This window comes from Paenibacillus castaneae (genome assembly GCF_002884445.1).
In the GTDB taxonomy this organism is placed as follows: domain Bacteria; phylum Bacillota; class Bacilli; order Paenibacillales; family Paenibacillaceae; genus Pristimantibacillus; species Pristimantibacillus castaneae.
The window spans coordinates 1,719,035-1,740,055 of record NZ_KZ614144.1; the positions used below are offsets into that span (position 1 = coordinate 1,719,035).

General features: G+C 48.8%; 17 protein-coding genes. 14 read left to right on the forward strand and 3 right to left on the reverse strand.

All coding sequences use genetic code 11. From position 1 onward, the window contains the following. Window positions 1-9 precede the first annotated feature (9 nt). The 10 genes from CEF13_RS07375 to CEF13_RS07420 all read left to right on the forward strand — a co-directional run bounded on the left by CEF13_RS07375 (window position 10) and on the right by CEF13_RS07420 (window position 11,536). On the forward strand, window positions 10-1,668 hold the full coding sequence (locus tag CEF13_RS07375) for an extracellular solute-binding protein (RefSeq protein ID WP_102710108.1): 1,659 nt from the start codon (window positions 10-12) through the stop codon (window positions 1,666-1,668). 99 nt (window positions 1,669-1,767) lie between these two features. Next, the gene (locus tag CEF13_RS07380) at window positions 1,768-3,627 is read left to right on the forward strand and encodes a sensor histidine kinase (protein WP_166742890.1); all 1,860 of its coding nucleotides are present in this window, start codon (window positions 1,768-1,770) and stop codon (window positions 3,625-3,627) included. A gap of 17 nt (window positions 3,628-3,644) precedes the next feature. Continuing rightward, a complete protein-coding gene (locus CEF13_RS07385; protein ID WP_102710110.1) occupies window positions 3,645-4,451 on the forward strand; it encodes a response regulator transcription factor in 807 nt (268 codons plus the stop codon). A gap of 30 nt (window positions 4,452-4,481) precedes the next feature. After that, on the forward strand, window positions 4,482-5,627 hold the full coding sequence (locus CEF13_RS07390) for a glycoside hydrolase family 88 protein (RefSeq protein WP_102710111.1): 1,146 nt from the start codon (window positions 4,482-4,484) through the stop codon (window positions 5,625-5,627). A gap of 267 nt (window positions 5,628-5,894) precedes the next feature. After that, window positions 5,895-6,746, forward strand: coding sequence for a class I fructose-bisphosphate aldolase (locus tag CEF13_RS07395; RefSeq protein ID WP_102710112.1), 852 nt, complete (start codon window positions 5,895-5,897; stop codon window positions 6,744-6,746). Beyond that, window positions 6,739-7,899, forward strand: a complete 1,161-nt coding sequence (locus CEF13_RS07400) for a Gfo/Idh/MocA family protein (protein WP_102710113.1) — start codon at window positions 6,739-6,741, stop codon at window positions 7,897-7,899. Before CEF13_RS07395 ends, CEF13_RS07400 begins: the two co-directional genes overlap by 8 nt. 1 nt (window position 7,900) lies before the next feature. Beyond that, a complete protein-coding gene (locus CEF13_RS07405; protein ID WP_243864733.1) occupies window positions 7,901-9,142 on the forward strand; it encodes a carbohydrate kinase family protein in 1,242 nt (413 codons plus the stop codon). Further along, entirely contained in the window at window positions 9,139-9,687 is a 549-nt protein-coding gene (locus CEF13_RS07410; protein WP_102710114.1) for a D-lyxose/D-mannose family sugar isomerase, read from the forward strand. The genes CEF13_RS07405 and CEF13_RS07410 overlap by 4 nt, the downstream gene beginning before the upstream one ends. 3 nt (window positions 9,688-9,690) lie before the next feature. Further along, window positions 9,691-10,722, forward strand: a complete 1,032-nt coding sequence (locus CEF13_RS07415; protein WP_102710115.1) for an aldose 1-epimerase family protein — start codon at window positions 9,691-9,693, stop codon at window positions 10,720-10,722. Window positions 10,723-10,777: 55 nt separating this feature from the next. Next, entirely contained in the window at window positions 10,778-11,536 is a 759-nt protein-coding gene (locus CEF13_RS07420; protein ID WP_102710116.1) for a DeoR/GlpR family DNA-binding transcription regulator, read from the forward strand. A 122-nt stretch (window positions 11,537-11,658) separates the two neighbouring features. Here the strand turns inward: CEF13_RS07420 and CEF13_RS07425 are convergent, their stop codons facing one another. After that, complete coding sequence (locus tag CEF13_RS07425; RefSeq protein ID WP_243864719.1) at window positions 11,659-12,366, reverse strand: FadR/GntR family transcriptional regulator; 708 nt, start codon at window positions 12,364-12,366, stop codon at window positions 11,659-11,661. Between the two features lie 154 nt (window positions 12,367-12,520). Between CEF13_RS07425 and CEF13_RS07430 the strand changes: the two genes are divergently transcribed. Together CEF13_RS07430 and CEF13_RS07435 are read left to right on the forward strand one after the other, a co-directional pair. Beyond that, complete coding sequence (locus CEF13_RS07430) at window positions 12,521-13,936, forward strand: FAD-linked oxidase C-terminal domain-containing protein (protein WP_102710118.1); 1,416 nt, start codon at window positions 12,521-12,523, stop codon at window positions 13,934-13,936. Between the two features lie 55 nt (window positions 13,937-13,991). Then, window positions 13,992-15,305, forward strand: coding sequence for a (Fe-S)-binding protein (locus CEF13_RS07435; RefSeq protein WP_102716263.1), 1,314 nt, complete (start codon window positions 13,992-13,994; stop codon window positions 15,303-15,305). A gap of 180 nt (window positions 15,306-15,485) precedes the next feature. Here the strand turns inward: CEF13_RS07435 and CEF13_RS07440 are convergent, their stop codons facing one another. Further along, window positions 15,486-16,937, reverse strand: coding sequence for a SpoVR family protein (locus tag CEF13_RS07440; protein ID WP_102710119.1), 1,452 nt, complete (start codon window positions 16,935-16,937; stop codon window positions 15,486-15,488). Window positions 16,938-17,124: 187 nt separating this feature from the next. After that, complete coding sequence (locus CEF13_RS07445) at window positions 17,125-18,033, reverse strand: sensor domain-containing diguanylate cyclase (RefSeq protein WP_102710120.1); 909 nt, start codon at window positions 18,031-18,033, stop codon at window positions 17,125-17,127. A 323-nt stretch (window positions 18,034-18,356) separates the two neighbouring features. Between CEF13_RS07445 and arfA the strand changes: the two genes are divergently transcribed. Next, window positions 18,357-19,865: an arabinosylfuranosidase ArfA gene (gene arfA, locus CEF13_RS07450; RefSeq protein ID WP_102710121.1), complete on the forward strand. Its 1,509-nt coding sequence runs from the start codon at window positions 18,357-18,359 to the stop codon at window positions 19,863-19,865. A gap of 107 nt (window positions 19,866-19,972) precedes the next feature. Then, a complete protein-coding gene (locus CEF13_RS07455) occupies window positions 19,973-20,893 on the forward strand; it encodes an ArsR/SmtB family transcription factor (RefSeq protein ID WP_102710122.1) in 921 nt (306 codons plus the stop codon). The last annotated feature ends 128 nt before the right edge of the window (window positions 20,894-21,021 follow it).

The following is a 21,021-nucleotide window of genomic DNA, read 5'->3' on the forward strand; positions in this document are numbered from 1 at the left end:
CTGTTATATATGTTAAAGAAAAAGAAAGCTTGGCCGCAAGGGGTGCTTGCAGCAGCATTGGCAGGCATGATGCTGGTCGCGGGATGCAGCAGCAACACGAATTCGGGGGCAGCATCGCCGTCTCCCTCGCCTTCACCGTCACCGTCAGCAACGGCAAATGAAGCGACTGCAGCGCCGGAGGTACAGGAGCCCTATACATTCAAATGGCTGAAGGCACAGGATATTTCCAAGCCTTATGATCCTTCGAAGGATGTTGTTAAGCAAGCGATTGAAGAGAAGCTCAAAATTAAAATCGTGCCTGAGATGGTCGATGTTCAGCAATACAAAACAAAGCTTAACCTGAAAATGTCCAGCGGAGAAATTCCGGATGTCGTGCGAATTGATTTTGTGGACGATTTTCAAAAATATGCCCAGCAAGGAGCGTTCGTGGATCTGACCGATCTGATCAACGAGCAGGATACGCCGAACATTATGCGGGAGGTTCCGAAGGAAGTGTTCGAAAAGGCCAAGGTTAACGGCAAAATTTACGGCATTCCTTACCAAGGCGGACCAGGCGCTGGCTACCGCTGGGATCTGGTGATGCGGAAGGACTATTTGACGGACATCGGAACCGAGGTGCCGCAGACACTGGACGACTATTACAACGCCTTGAAGAAGATCAAGGCAGAGAAGAAGGACGTGATTCCGCTTGGCGGCTACACTGCGCAGATCGGCGAGCCGAAATATGCGAACAACTCATTTGACCATATTTTTGGAGCGTTCGGCGTAACGCCAGGCTTCTTCACGGAGCAAGACGGCAAATTCAGCAATTATGATATCGATCCGAAAATGAAGGAAGCGCTACTGTTCCTGCAAAAAATGTATGCCGAAGGCCTGATTGATAAGGAATTCGCAACGATTAAGGAAGAGCAGCTGCGGACGAAGCTGTACAGCGGCAAGCTGTTCTCGTGGATGGGCTGGTGGTCGACCGCCAATGGCTACGACACACAAATCGAGACGAACGAGCTTATCAAGAAGGGGGAGCTTGCTTCAGACGGAAGCTTGCCTGACCAGGCTAACCAGCCTTATAAGAAATTAGCCTTGACCGGATCGCTTGTTGGTGCTGACGGCACTGCGGTAGCTCCGATGGGTGCACCTTTCTCCCAGATGAATGCGATCAGCGTGAAAACCAAAGACCCTAAGAAGGTATTGGCTATTATCGAGGAATCGTTGTCGCTAGAAAACCAAATGCTTACGGTTTGGGGCATTGAAGGCGTGGACTACAAGGAGGACAACGGCTTGCTGAAAACGGCTACGGACCTCGTTGATCCGCAGACGCAGCAGGACAAGGACGGCAATTTCCGCGGCACGCAAAGCTATTTGTTCGCTCCAGGCCTCACTGGCTGGCCGAGATACCTCGAATCGCTGCCGCTCCGTTTCTCGGAGTCGCTGGACGTCGCGATCAACAACAAATTCCAGATTACAGACGCATCCAACTACCTGGATTCTCCGACGAAGATCGCCAAGCTGGTGGAGCTAAATACGCTTCGCGATTCCGTGTTTACGCAAATTATTATGGGCGCGGACATCAAGAAGTTTGATGATTTTGCAGAAAAGTGGAAATCGCAGGGTGGAACTAAAATATTGGAAGAGCTTGAAGCGTCCTTCAAGCAAAAATCAGGAAAGTAACCACAGCTAGACTCATAGCCTCCTGCCCCGCTGCTCATGCAGCGGGGCAGAGGCTCTTTGACCAATAAAAGGAATTTTTCCAAGCAAGGAGGGGAAGGAATGGCTGGTCGTCTTCGTAAGCGGAGGGGGAATTCTGGATTGCTGTCCAGATTGAACCTTCCGATTTTTGTACTGATCGTCACCTTTATCGCGCTTTTTGCAACGGCGGCCAGCTATATTCTGATCCGTGTCCAGAACGTCCATACTGCGAAGATGGCCGAACAATCGATGAATTTCGTGTACCGGAACGTATGGTATCAGTTCGACACGATGAATAACGTGGCCGCCTTTGTAATAAGCAACCAGTCCATCGAGAACTTATTGGAAAACGAATACAAGGAGCCTTACGAAGCCGTTAGCGACTATTTCGCACTACAGACGAATCTGCAAAACCTGTCGCTGCTGTCGTTGTTGAACGATTTTGGCTCGCGGGAGGTCGTGCAGCAATCCTATGTGGTATCGATCGCGCTTGAACCGGAAAGCGGGCTTTATGAGCTAGCAACCGACAACTTCTATCCGATAACGGGCATTTTCAAAGCTGCTGATTTGTACAACGGGGGCAAGCTTCGGGGCTTGAGCAGCGGGGAGCGGCAGTCGCTGTGGTGGGGTGAATTGACGAACCGCGCAAGCGGGCCGATGATTTATTTGGCAAGGAAAAAAGCGAGCATCAAGGACGGCCGGAGCATCGGCACGGTCATAATCGGCGCAAGCGCGAGGAGCATTAAGAGCGTGTTTGACAACGCACCGCTGGAGAAGGGATACCATCTCTTGTTGGATCAGAACGACAGGGTTATTTTCAGCGAGCGTTACAGCTTTCTTGAATCAGTGGGAGAGCTTCCCTATGTGCAGGCGATAGTGGGCTCAAAAGGTTCCATCGTTAAGCGGATAGATGGAGAGAAGCAGAGGGTAATGTTCGATACGCTGGAGAACGGCTGGCGGCTGCTGACGGTCGTACCGGAGAGCCATTTCAACAAATATACGTTTGCTATCTCTGGAATCGGCGCGGCAACGGCCGCCGCAGCCTTGCTGGTAGCAGGCTTCTGGCTGCGGCGGATTGTGGTGCGGGTCACCGTTCCGATAACGAGGCTTGTCGCAGCGATCCAGCGCCCGGAGGTGGCTGAGTTTAAGGAGCCGCTGCCTTATCAGGACACGGGCATCTATGAGGTGGATGAGCTTAATCAGAAGTTTGCCTCGATGCTCGTCACGCTTCATAGTCTAATCGAAAATTCGTTTAAAGAAGAGATGGAGCGGCGTGCGCTGCAGCTAGAGCTGCTGCATGCTCAGATTAATCCGCATTTCCTGTACAACACGCTCGATTTGATCAATTGCAGAGCGATTATGGCTGGTGATTTGGAGACGGGTCAAATTGTCCGCTCATTGGCTAATGTGTTCCGATACGGCTTGAATCGCGGCGAAACGTGGATTTCCCTAGAGGAGGAGATCATTCAAGTTGAGGCTTATCTGCATATACAGCAGATGATGCTGGAGCAGCTGCAGGTCGTGATTCAGGTGCCGGGAGAGCTGCTGTCTGCGCGAATCGTTCATCTCACGCTGCAGCCGCTCGCGGAGAACGCCATCGTGCATGGTTTTGCGGATCATCCGGCCGAATGCAGGATAACCATTTCAGTCAGGCTTGATGGGAGAAAGCTCGTGCTTCGCGTCGAGGACAACGGGCGCGGCTGCGATGCTGCAGCTATGAATCGTAGGCTCATGGAGCAGCCTGCCGGTACTCACGGCGATCTCAATAACAGTGATCAAACAGGGGGCAAAAGGAACGGAGGCAGCGGCTTTGGCACGATGAATGTTCATCGGAGAATCCAGCTCCACTGTGGGAAAGCATATGGCCTGCGTTATTTGGACGTATCAGGCGGGACATGTGTAGAGATTGTGCTGCCATATCCACCGGATCAAATGTTTTGAAAAATGGGGGCTAAGAGATGCTGAAGCTGCTTATTGCGGAGGATGTTAAGACGGTGCGTGACATGCTGGTTAAGGCGATTCCGTGGGAGAAAATGGGCATTAAGCTGCTGGGAAGCGCGGAGAACGGTGAAGAGGCACTCGCTTGGCTTGAACGTGAGGCACCAGATTTACTGCTGACTGACATCGGGATGCCGCGCATGAACGGGCTTGAGCTGATAGCAGCCGTCAAAGCACGAAAGCCTAGTGTTCGGTGCATTATTTTATCCGGGTTGAATGAATTTGAGCATGCAAGGCAGGCGGTCAAGCTGCAGGTGCTGGAATATGTGCTAAAGCCGATCGATCCGCAGGAAATCCAAACCGTGTTCATGCGGGCTGCGAGTCAGCTGCGCAAAGAGCGTGAGGCCCGGCAGGAGTCGGACTTTGCCTTGCAATCGGCGAAGGAGAAGCTTCCAAATCTGATGGAGGGGCTGCCTGCAGAGGAGTGGGCAGGCAGCTTGAAGAAGAAAAAGTTGGTGGAGCAGGCGCTTCAGTATTTAAAGGAGCATTACGCACGCAGGGAGCTGGCCTTATCGGATGTTTCGGGCTCGGTGGGACTGAGCGACAAATATTTGAATGTTATTTTTAAAGAAGTGACCGGCATGACGATGAATCACTGGATTATTCGGTTGCGCATGGAGGAAGCCTCTCGGCTTTTGGAGAACCCCGGGATTAAGATCTACGAGGTATGTGACCGCATCGGTTATACGGATCAGGATCATTTCCGAGAGAGTTTCAAGAAGCAGTACGGGCTTACGCCTACTGAATTCCGCAACCGTTTTTTGTGATGTTTTTTGAACGAGGAGGGGGAAATAAGCATGGAGATGGATGCAGAAATAGGTGTAGAAATGGGAATGGAAATGCGATCGGAATTGAAGTGGAGCAGGTTGGAGGAAGCCGCGCGCAGCGTATATTCATATATGATGCACAGTAGACCGGACGAGTGGGGAGGCCATCAGTGGAGCGATTGGGCCATGAATAGGGAGAAGTGGGATTGGAATCCGGGAGTCGGCATCGTAGCAGCTGTGCAATTTGGTCTGGCTATCGGAGACGAAAGGATTTTGGAGGAAACTGAGGATTGGATCAGCAGAAACCTTGCAGAATCAGGAGCCACTAAGGTCATTAATACTATGGCGCCTTATGCGGTGTTTCCTATGTTATACGTTGAGACGGGAAAGGCGTTTTATAAAGAGAAAACGAGAGAAATTGCGTACTGGATGGTGAACGAGGCTCCGCAGACGAGGGAGGGGGCCTTTGAGCATACCGTGACAGAGAATGCTTCTTTTCGTGAGCAGATTTGGGCAGATACGCTATTTATGGCAGTGTTATTCCTTGCACGTGCAGCCCGGCTGCTAAATAGCCGTTACTTGGCGGACGAGGCACTAAAGCAGGTACTGATTCATCTTCGTGCCCTTCAAGATGAGCATACGGGCCTAGTCTATCATGGCTGGAACTGCGAAACCGCCGACTGGATGTCCGGCGCAAGCTGGAACCGCGCGAATGCCTGGATCGCCTGTGGCATTCCTATGATTCTGAGCGAGGTCGAGTCAGTTAGCGGCGGTAGTGACACTTTGGACGAAATTAAAGGAAGATATTTGAAGCTGGCAATGGCATTGGCAAAATGTCAACACGCAAGCGGACTATGGCCTACTGTATTGGATTATCCTGATTACTATGAGGAAACATCGGGCTCCGCGGGTATTGCATATGGATTGTATTTAGCGGTGAAACAGAATCTAGTTCCTCATACCATGAAAGGGCATGCTGATCAGGCATTAGAGGGTTTATTGCGGCAGATTAATGAACGCGGCGTAGTCGCAGGAGTATCGGGGGGCACCCCCGTGCTTGCAAGTCTGGAAGCATACAACGAGGTTCCCGTGTTCCCCACCTTGTATGGTCAAGGCTTGACCTTGCTGCTCCTCACAGAAGCGCTTGGCCAGCAGACTAGAGCTGGCGTCCAGTAAAACTAAATTGGGGGAGAGAAGGTTGTCGAGCTAGGCCACTTGCCTGGATGGTCAGCCTCTCTGCTTAGGAAGAGCTTCTTTCCAGTCTAGGGGAACGCAGATAAGTGGATCCATACGCACATCACCTCCAAATGGAAAGATGCCTTATCCTTGCAGCCATATTTTCTTCACTTACAATTTTTGCTAGACAGATGACTATCGCCATTTTATAATAATGTTATAAACGAACATAAGATGTTTGTAAATAACAATAAAGGGTGAAGCCAAATGTCAGCAGAGGCAAGGTTGAAGAGGATGTTCAGCGAGGAAGGCAAATGCTTTGACGTAGCGATTGATCACGGTTTTTTTAACGAATTTTCTTTTTTGGCATCGATCGAGAATATGAAGGAAGCTGTTGAAACCGTCGTACGGGCCAATCCGGATTGTATCCAGCTTAGCCTTGGCCAAGCCAGACATTTGCAAAATATACCGGGCAAGCACAAGCCAGGTCTTGTGCTTCGAACAGACGCTGCGAATATTTACGGCTCCAAGCTGCCGGAATATTTGTTCAGCGAGGTAGTTGATCACGCGATCGAGCATGCGGTTCGCTTAGATGCGGTAGCCGTATGTGTAAACCTGCTGCTGCTCCCGAACCAGCCGGATTTGCATTATCAATGTGTCAAAAACATCTCAAAGCTGAAAACCGAATGCGAGCGGTTTGGCATGGTTCTGATGGTGGAGCCGCTTGTCATGCTGCCTAACGAGCAAAAGGGCGGTTATATGGTCGACGGCGACATTCAAAAAATCATGCCACTGGTCCGTCAAGCGGTTGAACTTGGTGCGGATGTCATCAAAGCCGATCCTTGTGATCAAATCGAACAATATCATCGGGTTATCGAGGTCGCTTCGGGCATTCCTGTTCTGGTACGCGGCGGCGGTCGGGCATCGGACGAGGAGATCGTTAACCGTACGGTGAAATTAATGGAGCAGGGCGCAGCAGGCATCGTATACGGACGCAATGTTATTCAGCATCCCGATCCGGAGCGCATGACGCAGGCACTTATGGGCATTGTGCATAAAGGAGACAGCGCGGAGACGGCACTTGCGGTTTTGAATGGAGAGGGTGGAGCTCATGTCTAAAAAAGAAATTCGTTTCGGCGTCATTGGCTGCGGCCTGATGGGCAAAGAATTCGCCAGCGCGGCAGCGCGCTGGTGCCATTTGACGGATGTGGATTTCGCTCCGGTTATCACAGCTGTATGCGATGCTAACCCCGCGGCAACTACCTGGTTTGAACAAGCGGTGCCGACCATTAAGCGCACGTATCAGGATTATAAGCAGCTTCTGGCTGACCCGGACGTGGATGCCGTTTATTGCGCTGTTCCCCATAACCTGCATGCCCAGCTGTATACGGATATCATTCGGGCGGGCAAGCATCTGCTCGGGGAGAAGCCGTTTGGTATTGATCAAGAAGCGAATGTGCTCATCCGCAAGGAAATGAAAGCGCATCCGAATGTCATCGTGCGCTGCTCTTCGGAGTTTCCTTTCTATCCGGGTGCCCTTCAGCTGTCTAAGTGGGTAACCGAAGGCAAGTTTGGCAAAATCATAGAAGTGGAAGCCGGTTTCTGGCATTCCAGTGACCTCGACCCGCTAAAGCCAATCAACTGGAAGCGGAGAATTGCAACGAATGGCGAATATGGTTGTATGGGCGATTTGGGCATGCATGTGCTCCATCTGCCGCTTCGCTTCGGCTGGCAGCCGCAAAATGTTAGAGCGCTGCTAAGTAAGGTCGTGGAAGAGCGGCCAGATGGCAAAGGCGGCATGTCGCCTTGCGAGACGTGGGACAATGCGATTTTGGCATGTGAGGTAAAGACGGAGGAGCAGCAGTTTCCGATGGTGCTTTCCACGAAACGAATTGCGCCCGGCCATGCCAATACATGGTTTATACGAATCCAGGGGACACAATTATCCGCCGAGTTTTCGACAAAAAATCCGAAGCAGTTAGCCTGGCTGCCTTATGAGCCCGGCGGAAGCCAAGCGTGGCATGTGATGGATGCGCCTTACCAATCGGCTTATGGCACGATTACGGGCTCAATCTTTGAATTTGGCTTTTCCGATTCGATTCTTCAAATGTGGGCAGCCTTTTGCGATGAGGTGGCGAACGGAGCAGAAGGAATGGCGCAGCCGTTCCGCTGCGCAACGCCGGAAGAGTCAGAGGGAAGCCACCGCGTATTCACAGCAGCATTGGAATCGAACCGATCCGGCAAGACCATTCCAATTCAATGGGGGAACTAAGTTGGCAAAACGAGCGGCTTCTTATCCTGTCATCGTAGGCGGCCATATCTGTCTGGACATTATTCCTTCCATACAGGGCGGGCCGTTCCAAATGGTGCCGGGCAAATTGCTCAATATCGGAGAGGCAGCCCTTTCCACCGGGGGCGCGGTTGCCAATACAGGGCTGGCTTTGCATCGGCTAGGCATTCCTGTACAGCTGATGGGCAAGGTAGGCAATGATTTTTTTGGCGAGGCCATTCTCTCGATTTTAAAAAAACAGCATGAATCGCTTGCCGAAGGCATGATCGTAGCGGATGGGGAGCCTAGCTCCTATTCGATTGTCATTAACCCGCCTCACGTAGATCGGATGTTCCTTCATTGCACAGGAGCCAATGATACGTTTCAAGCGGAGGATATAACAGAAGAAGCACTACAGGAGGCGGGGCTGTTTCATTTCGGCTATCCGCCGCTCATGCGGCGCATGTATGAGCACAATGGCGCTGAGCTAAGCCGCCTGATGCAAAAGGCGAAGGAAGCAGGCGCCACCACGTCCATGGACATGGCGAAGCCGGACCCGGATGCGAAGGCGGGGCAGATTGACTGGCAGCGGCTGCTAGCGGAAGTGCTTCCTTATGTGGATTTGTTCCTGCCCAGCATCGAAGAAATTTTGTATATGCTTAGAAGAGAGACTTATGAGGCGATGAAAGAAAGTCATGGCAGTGAGCAGCTGATTGAGCATGTGGAGGCTTCCTTGCTTGCGGAGCTCTCTTCAGAGCTGCTTGCTATGGGAGCGGCTATCGTTGTGTTCAAGCTCGGCGAGCATGGTTTGTATTTGCGCACGACAAGTGAAGCAGCACGGCTTGAGAATACCGGCCGCTGCGGCCTTGGAGACGATGCAGCAGGCTGGCTTAACCGTGAGCTGTACGCTCCATGCTTTAAGGTGGAGGTAGCAGGTACGACTGGCGCGGGCGATTGCACAATTGCCGGCTTTCTCTCCGGTTTCCTGCAAGGCTTGCAGCCGGAGGAGACACTGCTTGGCGCGGTGGGCACCGGCGCGTGCAATGTCGAGAGGCCGGATGCTGTAAGCGGAATCCCAAGTTGGGCTGATGTGCAAGCACGCATTGCAGCAGGGTGGGAAGCGTATCCGCCAAATCCATCTTTTGCAGAAGCTCGCATTCAATTACAAATGAACGCAGCGGTGTGGCAGGGGACACGGGATCTTGAGATGACAAATGAATCGGTAAAGGGGACGAAAAAGCTATGATCACCCGCAGTCAGGTTAAGGCCGCTCAAACGCGCGCGGCTCAGCTGCTTCAGGTTGCAGGAATCGTGTTGTCGCCAGAAGAGCGCGAACAGCTTGAAGTAGCATCCTTTGGACTCAATGATTTGGAGACGCAGGGGCTTCAGCTTGTGACTTATATTAATACGGACCGTTATTGTGCGAAGGAGCTTGTGTTGTTTCCCGGTCAGACTTGTCCGGAGCATAAGCATCCAGTGGTAGGCGATTTGCCCGGCAAAATGGAAACGTTCCGCTGCCGGGCAGGCAAAGTGCTGCTTTATGTGGAGGGCGAGCAATCTGACACTATTGAAGCAATCATACCGCCGAGAAGCCAATCGCATTACACCGTATTCCATGAAATCGTGCTGCTTCCCGGACAACAGCATACGATTCCGCCGGAGACGCTGCACTGGTTCCAAGCTGGGAGCGAGGGAGCGGTCGTGTCGGAGTTCTCCAGCACAAGCCGCGATGAGTTTGATATTTTCACGGACCCGAACATCCGGCGTATGCCTGTTGTCATAGAGGAATAATCGATGTATTTATATGGCCGGCACTGGACGCGCAAGGAACTGACTGCGCATGTGGGACGCATCGAGCAAATCGGCGGCATCCGGCGCTATTTGGGGGATGAGGGGCCGGAGCGCGGCATGGAATTTATTCAAGTGAGGACAGGTGCAGGGCTAGCGTATACCGTCACCCCGACCAAAGGCCTTGATTTCTCATTGGCTGAATTTGGCGGCGTCCCTATTAGCTGGCAGTCTGCTGGAGGCGACGTTCATCCGATGTATTACGAGCCGGAGGGAGCAGGCTGGCTGCGAACGGCCTCCGGCGGTCTCATGATGACCTGTGGTTTGATAAATATCGGTGCACCTTCTACGTATGAAGGCAAAAGCTATGGGCTGCACGGACGCGTTCACCATCTGCCGGCTCGCCAGGTATGTGCCGAGGGAGAATGGCAGGGAGATGAATATGAGATGGTGATCCGAGGCACCGTCGAGGAAACCGCATTATTTGGCGGCCATTTGCGTATGCACCGCGAAATTCGCTCACGCCTTGGAGAGAACAAAATAACAGTGACCGACCTTGTGGGAAATGCAGGCAGCGAGCCTGCGCCTCATATGATGCTTTACCATTTTAATTTTGGTTATCCGCTCCTGTCTCCAGAGTCAACGATCCAGTTTCCTGCCGGTTCGGTTACACCAAGAGATGCTGCTGCGTCATATGCAGACTATGATCGGTGGCAGGAACCAGAGGCGGGTTTTCAGGAGCGCGTCTATTATCATAGGCTGGAGCCGACTGTGCAGGCGGAGGTTAAGCTATTTCAGCCGCATTTTCCACAAGCAGGTAATCGAACCATTCCTTTGACCGCAGCGTTAAGCTGGTCTACGGATACGCTTCCTCATTTGGTGCAGTGGAAAATGGCGGGCGCAGGCACCTACGTACTCGGCATTGAGCCGTCGAACGGCTTGGTAGAGGGTATTGCGGAAGAATCGCAGCAGCGCCGTTTGCTTATTTTGCAGCCGGGACAGTCCGTTCGGTACAATTGGGAGTTGAACATTGGCTGAACCATTGCAATAATAAGGAGACGTAAATGAAATATAGTAATGGGAGTGGCGAAGCATGCCTACCAGCTTAAACGATCGGCAGCAACGGATAAAGGAGCAGCTCGAGATACACGGAGAAATCCGTATGAATAATATGAAAACGATGTTCGCGGTGACGGAAATGACGATTCGCCGGGATTTGGAGAAGCTGGAGCAGGCGGGCATTTTGCGAAGGACGTTCGGCGGTGCGATTTTGCTCGGCAAGGATATCGCCCTGAAGGATCGAACTGGGCTTATGGCGGATGAGAAGGCAAGTATTGGCCGTACGGCGTCAGCGCTCATTCAAGCTGGAGAATACATCTTTATCGATGGGGGAACAACGACGATTGAGGTGGTACGCGCGCTCAAGCCGGGCTTTGCGATTACGGTCGTCACGAATGCACTTAACGTCGCGAATGAGCTGCAGGAGAAGCGGATACCGACGATTTTGTCCGGGGGCATGATTTTGGAGGCGACCTCGACAGTAATCGGGCCATTTGCCGAAAATATGATCGGATCAATGGCTTATACCCGAGTGTTCCTGGGAACGACCGGATTGTCTGCCGAGCATGGCTTCAGCAATTCCAATATGTATGAAGCGGAAATCAAAAAAACGGCCATACGCCAAGCCTCGGAAGTCAATGTACTGATGGACCATACGAAATTCGGCGCTAAGGATTTTATCTCCTTTGCCGATCTTGGGCAAGTACACCGCGTCATTACGGACAAGCTTCCCGCAGTTGAGTTGTGTGAAGCGTGTGCGGAAGCAGGCATCGAGCTTGTCGAAGGCGTGTGATTCAAGGGGGAAAAGGAGCCAGACAGGTGCAGCCTGCGGCTCCATAAACCGATAAGTAAAGCTATGCCTGCAAGAATGATATTTTTATCAAAGAGATTTATTATACAAGCTGAGCATATACATTAGGCTTTTAAAGCCTCCCGGAGTACCTGCTCAACTTTGGATAAGTGGTCAGTAATTAAGCTCTCAGCTAATTTCTTATCCTGTTGCTCAATGGCTTCATATATCATTTGATGCTCGTGAAGCAAGCGAGAAGCTGATGCCTTCTCACTATAAAACCAAAGTTCCCTGGTTTGACGGATGGACTCGTTAAACCGATCAGACATTGATTCCATCAGCTGAATCAGCAGGGAATTCCCGGAAGCTCTCACTATAGCCATGTGAAACTCAACATCGGCACGTTCGCCCTCTGACGTATCATTACGTTCAAGTCCAATCTCCATTTCAGCAATTAGTTCTCTTAATCGAAGCAAATCTGTGGAGATGCGTCTTTCGGCAGCAAGAGATGCAGCTCTAATTTCCAACGCCATACGGACTTCAAGGAGCTCGATTAATGAATCGGCGTCAGTAAATAAATGAGTTGCATCATGTTTGACATCTGTTGGAAGCACCGATTTTACAAAAGTTCCTCCTCCTTGTCGAACATCTAGCCACCCCATTGCTTTAAGCGCGCTCACTGCCTCTCTAATAGTAGAACGTCCTACACCGTAAAGCTCGGCCAATTCGACGACCGATGGGATCCGTTCTCCAGGTTGCCATTCTCTATCCTGAATCTTGAGTAAAATGTGGTTAGCGACCAGCTCATGGCCTTTTTGGGTATTTATTTTCATTGAAGCCTCCATTGATTAAAAGTGAACACGACATAATAAAAGGACTATACAACGTAATAAGATTAGCATATAATCTGAGAAAAGTCATCTGACGACCTGACGAGTAACACATCAGATGACCTGACTTATATCGAATAGAGGGAGTGAAGTCACCGTGCTGGATCGGGTTTTAACTCGCAAGCTTCGCCAAATTGTCGGAGAGGAAAACTTTAGGGACGATAAAGAGGCATTGGTTGCACATTCTTATGATGGGACACCTATGCTTCAAAGCCTCCCTGACGGCGTGATTTATCCAAAGGATACATATCAGGTAGCGGAAATCATGAAAAACTTAGCATTCTACAGCGTACCGGTTGTATCTCGCGGCTCTGGTTCTAATCTATGTGGCGGCACAGTTCCCGTCCATGGCGGGGTCGTGATGGTGATGCATCGTATGAATCAAATTTTAGAAGTCGATTTGGAAAATTTAACGGCAACGGTACAACCGGGGATCATAACGGCGGAATTTATCACACATATCGAATCGCTTGGACTTTTTTATCCGCCGGATCCCAGCAGTATGCGAATATCGACGATAGGCGGCAATATCGCCGAGTGCTCAGGGGGACTTCGCGGTTTGAAATATGGCACGACAAAGGATTATGTAATTGGTCTTGAAGCCGTTTTGGCAAGCGGTGAAATTATTCGGACTGGCGGGAAGCTGATGAAGGATGTCGCGGGCTATGATCTAACCAAACTGTTAGTAGGCTCCGAGGGTACGCTCGCGATTATTACCGAGGCAACCTTGAAGCTGGTACCGCCTCCGAAGAGTAAGAAAACAATGCTTGCTATGTATAAAGATCTCTACGGGGCTGCTAGAACGGTATCTCGAATTATTGAAGCCAAGATTATCCCTGCAACTCTTGAATTTATGGATAATCCAACGATTCGGGTCGTAGACGATTTTGCCAAGCTGGGCCTTCCACGTGATATGGAGGCGATTCTTCTGATCGAACAGGACGGCGACTTGGAAGCTGTAGAACGTGATATTGAGCGTATTCGAGAAATCTGCGAAGCGGAGAGTGCAGATAGAGTGGAGGTGGCGGAGAGTAGAGAGCATGCAGAGAAGTTGTTAACAGCACGGCGAAGTGCTTTTACTGCGCTCGCACGGCTTCGTCCAACGACCATCTTGGAGGATGCAACGGTTCCACGGTCCAAAATCGCTGATATGGTACTGCGTATTAATGAAATTGCTCGTAAGTACAATGTTTCAATCGCCACATTCGGACACGCGGGGGATGGAAATCTTCATCCTACGGCAACTACAGATGCAAGGGATCATGATGAAGTGCATCGCGTAGAGCAGGCATTTGAAGAGATTTTTGAGGCGGCGATCGAACTGGGAGGGACCATAACCGGAGAACACGGTGTCGGGTTGGTCAAAGCTCCATTCCTGGAATGGAAAATCGGAAAGACAGGCATTGAAGTGATGCGTGGCATCAAACAAGCCTTCGACCCGCATAACTTACTGAATCCAGGCAAGATGTTTGCTAAAGAGACTAGAAAAAGAGTGGTGATTACACGTGGCTAATGGGAATGCAGAGAGATCAATCCAGAATAAACCGGCAATTGCACTCAGCAATCCAATGTCCAAGACGCTGCAATTGAAGCTCGACTATGATCAATTAACGAACTGTATGCGATGTGGATTTTGTTTGCCTGCTTGTCCTACCTTTAAGGAAACGGGTCTCGAGCAGGAATCTCCTCGGGGGCGAATCGCGCTGATGAAAGCGGTCGCCGACGGTATTATGGATCCGGATCAGGCGTTCCAGGATCAAATGAACCACTGCCTCGGCTGCAGAGCTTGCGAGCCGGCTTGCCCGGCTGATGTTAAATACGGACAATTGATTGAGCAAGCTCGAGATGCGATCGAGGATCATGATGTCCACAGTGTTCCTGTTAAAGGACTTCGCAAGGTTTTCTTCGATGGTGTCTTTCCACACCGTGGAAGGCTAAAATGGCTAGGGAGATCGCTTTCGATTTATCAAAAGTCAGGTTTGCGAAAGCTAGTCAGAGGAAGCGGCATGATGCAGTTGTTTCCGGCCTATATGCGCGAGATGGAACAAATCTTGCCGGACGCGACCGCCAAAGGCGTTGTTGAACAGTTAGGCACCGTCTATCCAGCCAAAGGGGAAACAATTGCCAGAGTCGCTTTATTTCGGGGTTGTATCATGGATGTTTTGTTCTCGGAAACGAATGTCAATACAGTAAAGCTGCTGTCCGAAGCTGGTTTCGAGGTAGTCATTCCGACTGAGCAAGTATGCTGCGGGGCACTTCACGCACACAGCGGTGAGATGGAGCGGGCAAAAGATCTTGCTCGCACGAATGTGCAAGTGTTCAAAGACGCGGAGATCGACTATATCGTCTCTAATGCTGGCGGTTGCGGTGCTTTGCTCGTGGAATACGATCATTTGCTGCATGAAGATTCCGAATATCGCGAGCTTGCTGAGTGGTTTGCTTCTCAAGTGATAGACGTAAGTATGCTGTTGTTCGAACATGGAAGAATTCCGGCGTTCGCCGAACGGAATGCGTGCGCTAATGAGCCGGTGATGGTCACCTACCAGGATTCCTGTCATCTACGCAACGTGATGAAGAGTTCGAATGCTCCTAGGCAGCTTATGAAACAAGTAGCCAATGTCAATTTCGTGGAGATGAAAGAAGCAGACCGTTGTTGTGGCTCTGCAGGTATCTATAACGTGACTCAACCCGAGATGGCAGGTCAAATTCTCGAGCATAAGATGGAGCATGCAAACCGAACGGGGGCCAGCTATCTTCTCACCAGCAATCCGGGCTGCCTACTGCAGATGAAGCTGGGAGCCTTGAAGCATGGCGTTAGCGGCCAAATGGAAGTCAAACATGTCGTGGATTTCTTATATGAAAGAATTTCTGAGATAAAATAATATGACTATGTTTGACTTTTGTTTGATTATAGGTTGAAACGAAACGAAGATTATCTTTGTAATGATAGTCACTTGTTTTACGAACAAAAGGAACCCGATCGAATTATATCGGGTTCCTTTTGTATAGCTTCATGTATGATAGTTCTTCATTGAAGAGTTAAGAAGCAACCTCCTTATAAATTAAACAAACTTCCTACTCGTCTTCTTCCCATCGCAGCTGAACACGATCTTTTTATCCTCTACAAATGTCTCTAGATGAACATTTTTCCCCCAAAGCTGTACAACATAAGGCAACGTACGCTCGACGTATTTGAGATCCAGCTCCATACCTTCGTATTCATGTATTAAATAAAGCTCGCCTACGCGATTGAAATCTCCATCCTTCACCATCAAACTAGGAAACCCGCCATTTACTTTAGAATAAACTAGCTGATCGCGAATGTTCTCCCATGACTTATCGGTAATTTTCCACTCAGGTCCTTTTTTCTCGAAAATATAAAGATCAAGGTCATTAACCAGATCCTTCGTCAGGTAGTTGCGGATGAATGAAATATCGGAATCCAGCTCGCGAACCTCGAACATCTTCTCTCTTCCTTTACCGGGCACACGTCCGAAGCGCGCCTGTTCCTCTTTCGTTGGTTTATCGAAACGGCGCTCGATATCCTCGAAAATTTTCAGGCCCAAATAATAGGGGTTTAAGGTGTGCCTTGAAGGCTGCACGACTGAGGAGTTCAGTTTAGAGAATTCAATAGTCTCCTCACTAGTAAGATCAAGCTCACGAATGATGCGCTGATGCCAATACGAAGCCCAGCCTTCGTTCATGATTTTTGTCTCGATTTGCGGCCAGAAATAGAGCATTTCGTCGCGGAGCATGGACATAATATCTCGCTGCCAGTCCTCCAGTGTAGGCGAATACTCCTCAATAAACCAAACGACATCTTTCTCCGGCCGCGGCGGGAACCGTTTGGCATCTGTCGCTTGTGAATCGGCAGCAGAAGCTGCAGCAGCCGTCCTGTCAGGATCTAAATTCCATAAATCATCGTACTGGGTTGAAGGGATATTCCATTCGGAGCGCTCGCTATCTTTTTGCACCATTTCAATGTACCGTTTCTTATCCAGCTGGTATGGCTTAATGAGCGTTGGATCGACATGCTCCTGAATAGCGAGAACGGCATCAATAAATTTCTCAACAGCTTCGGTGCCGTATTCCATTTCATATTGATGGACGCGATCAGCGGTAGCAGACATGCTTTCAACCATATTGCGATTCGTCACGCCGAAGCGGGCATTGTTTTTGAAGAAATCGCAGTGCGCGAGCACGTGGGCGACAATGAGTTTATTTTGGATTAAGGAGTTTCCGTCCAGAAGAAAGGCGTAGCAGGGATTAGAGTTGATAACAAGCTCGTAGATTTTGCTCAGGCCAAAGTCATATTGCATCTTCATTTTATTAAACGTTTTTCCGAAGCTCCAGTGGCTGAACCTTGTCGGCATACCGTATGCACCGAATGTGTAAATAATATCTGCAGGACAAATCTCATATCGCATTTGATAAAAATCAAGCCCAAAGCCCTGCGCAATTTCCGTTATTTCATCGATGGATCGCTCCAGTGCGCGAATCTCATCTTGGTTCATCCGTCATCCCTCCGCATTCGAAAATACGATTCATACCATTGTATGTTTGGTTGGCCAAGGTTATGACGGATGTGCAAGGTCATGGGGTGGAGAGAGGGTAGTGTTATAGCGTACAGTAGGTGCTGAAGTACTAACTTATATTTGCATTATTTCACACTAAATTTGCGTACAAAATGAAAAGAACCCGTTATGGGTTCTTTTCATTCTGTTTAATGCCGTACATTGCTTGGTCGGCATCGCTTATAAGCTTCTTTAGGTTGGAGCCTTTGCCGGGAGTGGCGCTTATGCCAATGCTGGCGGAAATGTGAATGAGCTGTCCGTTAATCGTAAACGGCTGTTTAATGGAAGCCTTAATTTTGTCTGCAACAACCGTGATGTCGTGATTATCCACTAAGTGTTGAAAGCAAATGAGAAATTCATCGCCTCCGTATCTTACGAGGATGTCTGTTTTTCGAACGCTTTGTCTGAGCCTTGCGGATATTTCCAGTAGAAGGAGATCGCCAAAATCATGGCCGAACGAATCGTTCACATCCTTGAAATCGTCGATATCAATGAACATTACGCTAAACTGCTTGTCCGATTCATGATTATATATATGGGACAAATAACGGCGATTAAATAATCCTGTCAAACTATCGGTTACGCTCGCATTTTCGAGCTCAATGATGTAGCCGAGAAAGGAAGACAAAGATTCAATAAATGCAATTTGTCTTTCATCTAGATGAATGGGCTCGCGGTCCAGCATGCAAATCGCAGCACAAGTCTGATTATCAGACGTTCTTACAGCTGCTCCAACAAATGAACATACGCCAAGCTGCTCTGCGATTGGCAAAGCTGCCGTTCTAGCATCTTCAAGCGTATTGGGAATAATAAGCACAGAGTCCGATTGTGAAAAAACGAGACTGCAGAAGCTTAGCGGCATGGGAGTATGAGCTTGATTTTGTATCAGTTGCTCGTGACGGTTAAATGCTCGAATTATTCGATTGGCAAAGCCGTCATTTGTTGCGATAAACAATGTATTCACCTTAAGGAAATGCTTCAGGGTGTCAATGATATGCTCGGCTGCATCTTCTAGTGAGCGTGCATGGCTGCTCATGTACTCAACTCCTGCCGTTATCTAAAACTTGAATTACCTTATAGTTCCATAGTAGTCGAAAAGGAGGACTAACTCAAGAGAACATTCATTATTTAATAGGGATTTTGAACTACTTTACCGAAGGAACTATAACCTTCAGATCATATCCGTGCAGAGCTTCCTTACTACCACCCATGAATTAATATATTCATTAATTCAATGGTGGTAAAATTAAGGCTTGAATTAATTACGAAGCTGTAGTTTAATATTATTTATAGATACTATTATTAATAAATAAGCAATTTATTAATAGTTTTGTTAATTTGATAATGGGGTGAATGCACATGGCAAGCAAGGCATCTATGACCGTAGATAAGGATTTTCAAATCGGGGAAGTCGACAAAAGGATATATGGTTCTTTCATTGAGCATCTTGGACGTGCGGTGTACGGTGGTATTTATGAAGCTGATCATCCAGAAGCAGATGATAAGGGCTTTCGTACGGATGTGCTTGAGCTTGTCAAAGCGCTTGATGTTCCGATTGTTCGTTATCCGGGAGGCAATTTTGTATCCGGTTACAATTGGGAGGATGGCGTTGGTCCTGTAGATAAGCGTCCTAGCAGGCTTGAACTGGCTTGGAGAACGATTGAACCAAACTGGGTTGGCTTTAATGAGTTTATGGACTGGTGCAAGAAAGCTAATACAGAAGCGATGATGGCGGTTAATTTAGGAACTCGCGGCATTGACGATGCTCGTAATCTAATTGAATATTCGAACCATGCATCCGGCTCCTATTGGAGTGATCTTCGTGCCGAGCATGGCTACAAGGAACCCCACAATATAAAAACTTGGTGCTTAGGCAATGAGATGGATGGTCCATGGCAGATCGGACACAAAACCGCAGTGGAATACGGCCGTCTGGCTAACGAAACGGGCAAAGCGATGCGCTGGGTCGATCCGTCGATTGAGCTTGTAGCTTGCGGAAGCTCCGGTAACGGTATGCCGACATTTCCAGAATGGGAGGCAACTGTATTGGATTTGTCATACGATACGGTTGATTATATTTCCATTCATCAGTATTACGGTAATTCGCAGAAGGACACGATGAATTTTCTTGCGCAGTCTATGGGTATGGACTCCTTTATCAACAGTGTCATTTCAACATGTGATTACATTCAAGCGAAAAAACGCAGCAAGAAAAAAATTAATCTTTCCTTTGATGAATGGAACGTATGGTATCATTCAAATGAGCATGATAAAAAGCTGGATCCTTGGCAAATCGCTCCGCCGCAGCTGGAGGACGTTTATAACCATGAGGATGCTCTCGTCGTAGGATGTATGCTTATTAGTATGCTGAAGCGTGCAGACCGAGTGAAAATGGCATGTATTGCGCAGCTTGTTAACGTAATTGCTCCGATCATGACGCAAAATGGCGGTCCTGCGTGGAAGCAAACGATTTATTTCCCATACATGCATGCAAGTATTTTTGGCCGGGGAACGGTGCTCGTACCGCTTGTTAAGTCGCCGAAATATGACTCGAAGGATTTCACGGATGTGCCTTATCTTGAGGCGGTAGCTGTTCATAACGAAGAGAAGGAAGAGGTAACGATCTTCGCAGTCAACCGCAACATTAAAGAAGCGCTGCCTTTTGAAATCGATCTTCGCAGCTTCGGTTCCTTCCAAATCATAGAGCATATCGTGCTTGAGCATGAGGATCTGCAAATGACGAACACCGCAGAAGCTCCTAACCGTGTAACTCCGCATACAGCAGGGAATGCTGCAATTAGCGATTCTGGTAAAATTGAAGCAACTCTTGGCAAAGCATCATGGAACGTTATCCGTATTAAGCTATAATCATATACAAGCAAATCGAGGGTATCCGAAAGCTGCGAATGCAGCTCTTGGGATGCCCTTCTATTGTTATATAATAGCCGCAAACAAAAGCAGGAAGGGGAAATGGGATGATTCACGCAAATACAGACGAAGCCTGGCTGCCTTTATATGAAGCATTGGCCAGCCCGGTTAGATTATCGATTATTAATTTGCTTGCTTCCGATTTTATGAATGTAAAGGAGCTTGCAGAATCGCTTGGATTGAGCAGTGCAATCGTAACGATGCATATTCGGAAGCTGGAGAAGGCAGGAATCGTTCAAACCAAAATGGTTCGCAAGCAAGGAGGCACACATAAAATTTGCACACTCGCGGAACGATCTATTTCAATTGAGCTGCCTGATCCTCTGATGGATGTGAAGAAAGTGCATGAAGTTAGCATACCGGTCGGACATTTTACACAATTTGAAATTACTCCGACCTGCGGGATTGCTACAGTTGACAAAATGATCGGGCAGTTCGATGATCCGCGTTTCTTTCTAGAACCGGATCGGATGAATGCTGGCATCCTATGGTTTGGCAAAGGCTATGTTGAATACAAGGTTCCGAATTATTTATTAACTGGACAACGTCCAATTGCGCTTGAAATCACGATGGAGCTTGGCTCGGAAGCACCCGGGGTGAATGAAAACTGGCCGTCAGATATTTCTTTTTCATTAAATGGGCAGGAAATCGGCATGTGGACAAGTCCTGGAGATTATGGGGATGTAAGAGGGAGATTCTCTCCGGCATGGTGGCAGGATCGAATTAATCAGTATGGATTATTAAAGGTCATCCGGATACAAGAGGACGGAACATTGATAGATGGTCAACATATGTCATCGGTTGGGATTGGGGAAATCGGTCTTGATCGCAATTATTGGACGTTTCGGATCGGGGTAAAGGAAGATGCGACTCATGTTGGCGGGCTAACCTTGTATGGCAAGGGCTTCGGCAATTACAATCATGACATTATGTTCCGAGTATACTATGAGGATATAAGAGGCGTATAAGAAAATGCATATTTTTTCGAAAAACAACTCATTCCCCACATACAGACTCGCATATAAATCTTTGTAATTATAAATAAATGCCATTTTTATTCCAAACCTATATAATAAGTATATTCGCGCCTAGTAGC

Bases quoted from the DNA above. Each gene is read 5' to 3' on its own strand.
- CEF13_RS07375 (WP_102710108.1), top strand. From the start codon at position 10: ATGTTAAAGAAAAAGAAAGCTTGGCCGCAAGGGGTGCTTGCAGCAGCA.
- CEF13_RS07380 (WP_166742890.1), top strand. From the start codon at position 1,768: ATGGCTGGTCGTCTTCGTAAGCGGAGGGGGAATTCTGGATTGCTGTCC.
- CEF13_RS07385 (WP_102710110.1), top strand. From the start codon at position 3,645: ATGCTGAAGCTGCTTATTGCGGAGGATGTTAAGACGGTGCGTGACATG.
- CEF13_RS07390 (WP_102710111.1), top strand. From the start codon at position 4,482: ATGGAGATGGATGCAGAAATAGGTGTAGAAATGGGAATGGAAATGCGA.
- CEF13_RS07395 (WP_102710112.1), top strand. From the start codon at position 5,895: ATGTCAGCAGAGGCAAGGTTGAAGAGGATGTTCAGCGAGGAAGGCAAA.
- CEF13_RS07400 (WP_102710113.1), top strand. From the start codon at position 6,739: ATGTCTAAAAAAGAAATTCGTTTCGGCGTCATTGGCTGCGGCCTGATG.
- CEF13_RS07410 (WP_102710114.1), top strand. From the start codon at position 9,139: ATGATCACCCGCAGTCAGGTTAAGGCCGCTCAAACGCGCGCGGCTCAG.
- CEF13_RS07415 (WP_102710115.1), top strand. From the start codon at position 9,691: ATGTATTTATATGGCCGGCACTGGACGCGCAAGGAACTGACTGCGCAT.
- CEF13_RS07420 (WP_102710116.1), top strand. From the start codon at position 10,778: ATGCCTACCAGCTTAAACGATCGGCAGCAACGGATAAAGGAGCAGCTC.
- CEF13_RS07425 (WP_243864719.1), bottom strand. From the start codon at position 12,366: ATGAAAATAAATACCCAAAAAGGCCATGAGCTGGTCGCTAACCACATT.
- CEF13_RS07435 (WP_102716263.1), top strand. From the start codon at position 13,992: ATGTCCAAGACGCTGCAATTGAAGCTCGACTATGATCAATTAACGAAC.
- CEF13_RS07440 (WP_102710119.1), bottom strand. From the start codon at position 16,937: ATGAACCAAGATGAGATTCGCGCACTGGAGCGATCCATCGATGAAATA.
- CEF13_RS07445 (WP_102710120.1), bottom strand. From the start codon at position 18,033: ATGAGCAGCCATGCACGCTCACTAGAAGATGCAGCCGAGCATATCATT.
- arfA (WP_102710121.1), top strand. From the start codon at position 18,357: ATGGCAAGCAAGGCATCTATGACCGTAGATAAGGATTTTCAAATCGGG.
- CEF13_RS07455 (WP_102710122.1), top strand. From the start codon at position 19,973: ATGATTCACGCAAATACAGACGAAGCCTGGCTGCCTTTATATGAAGCA.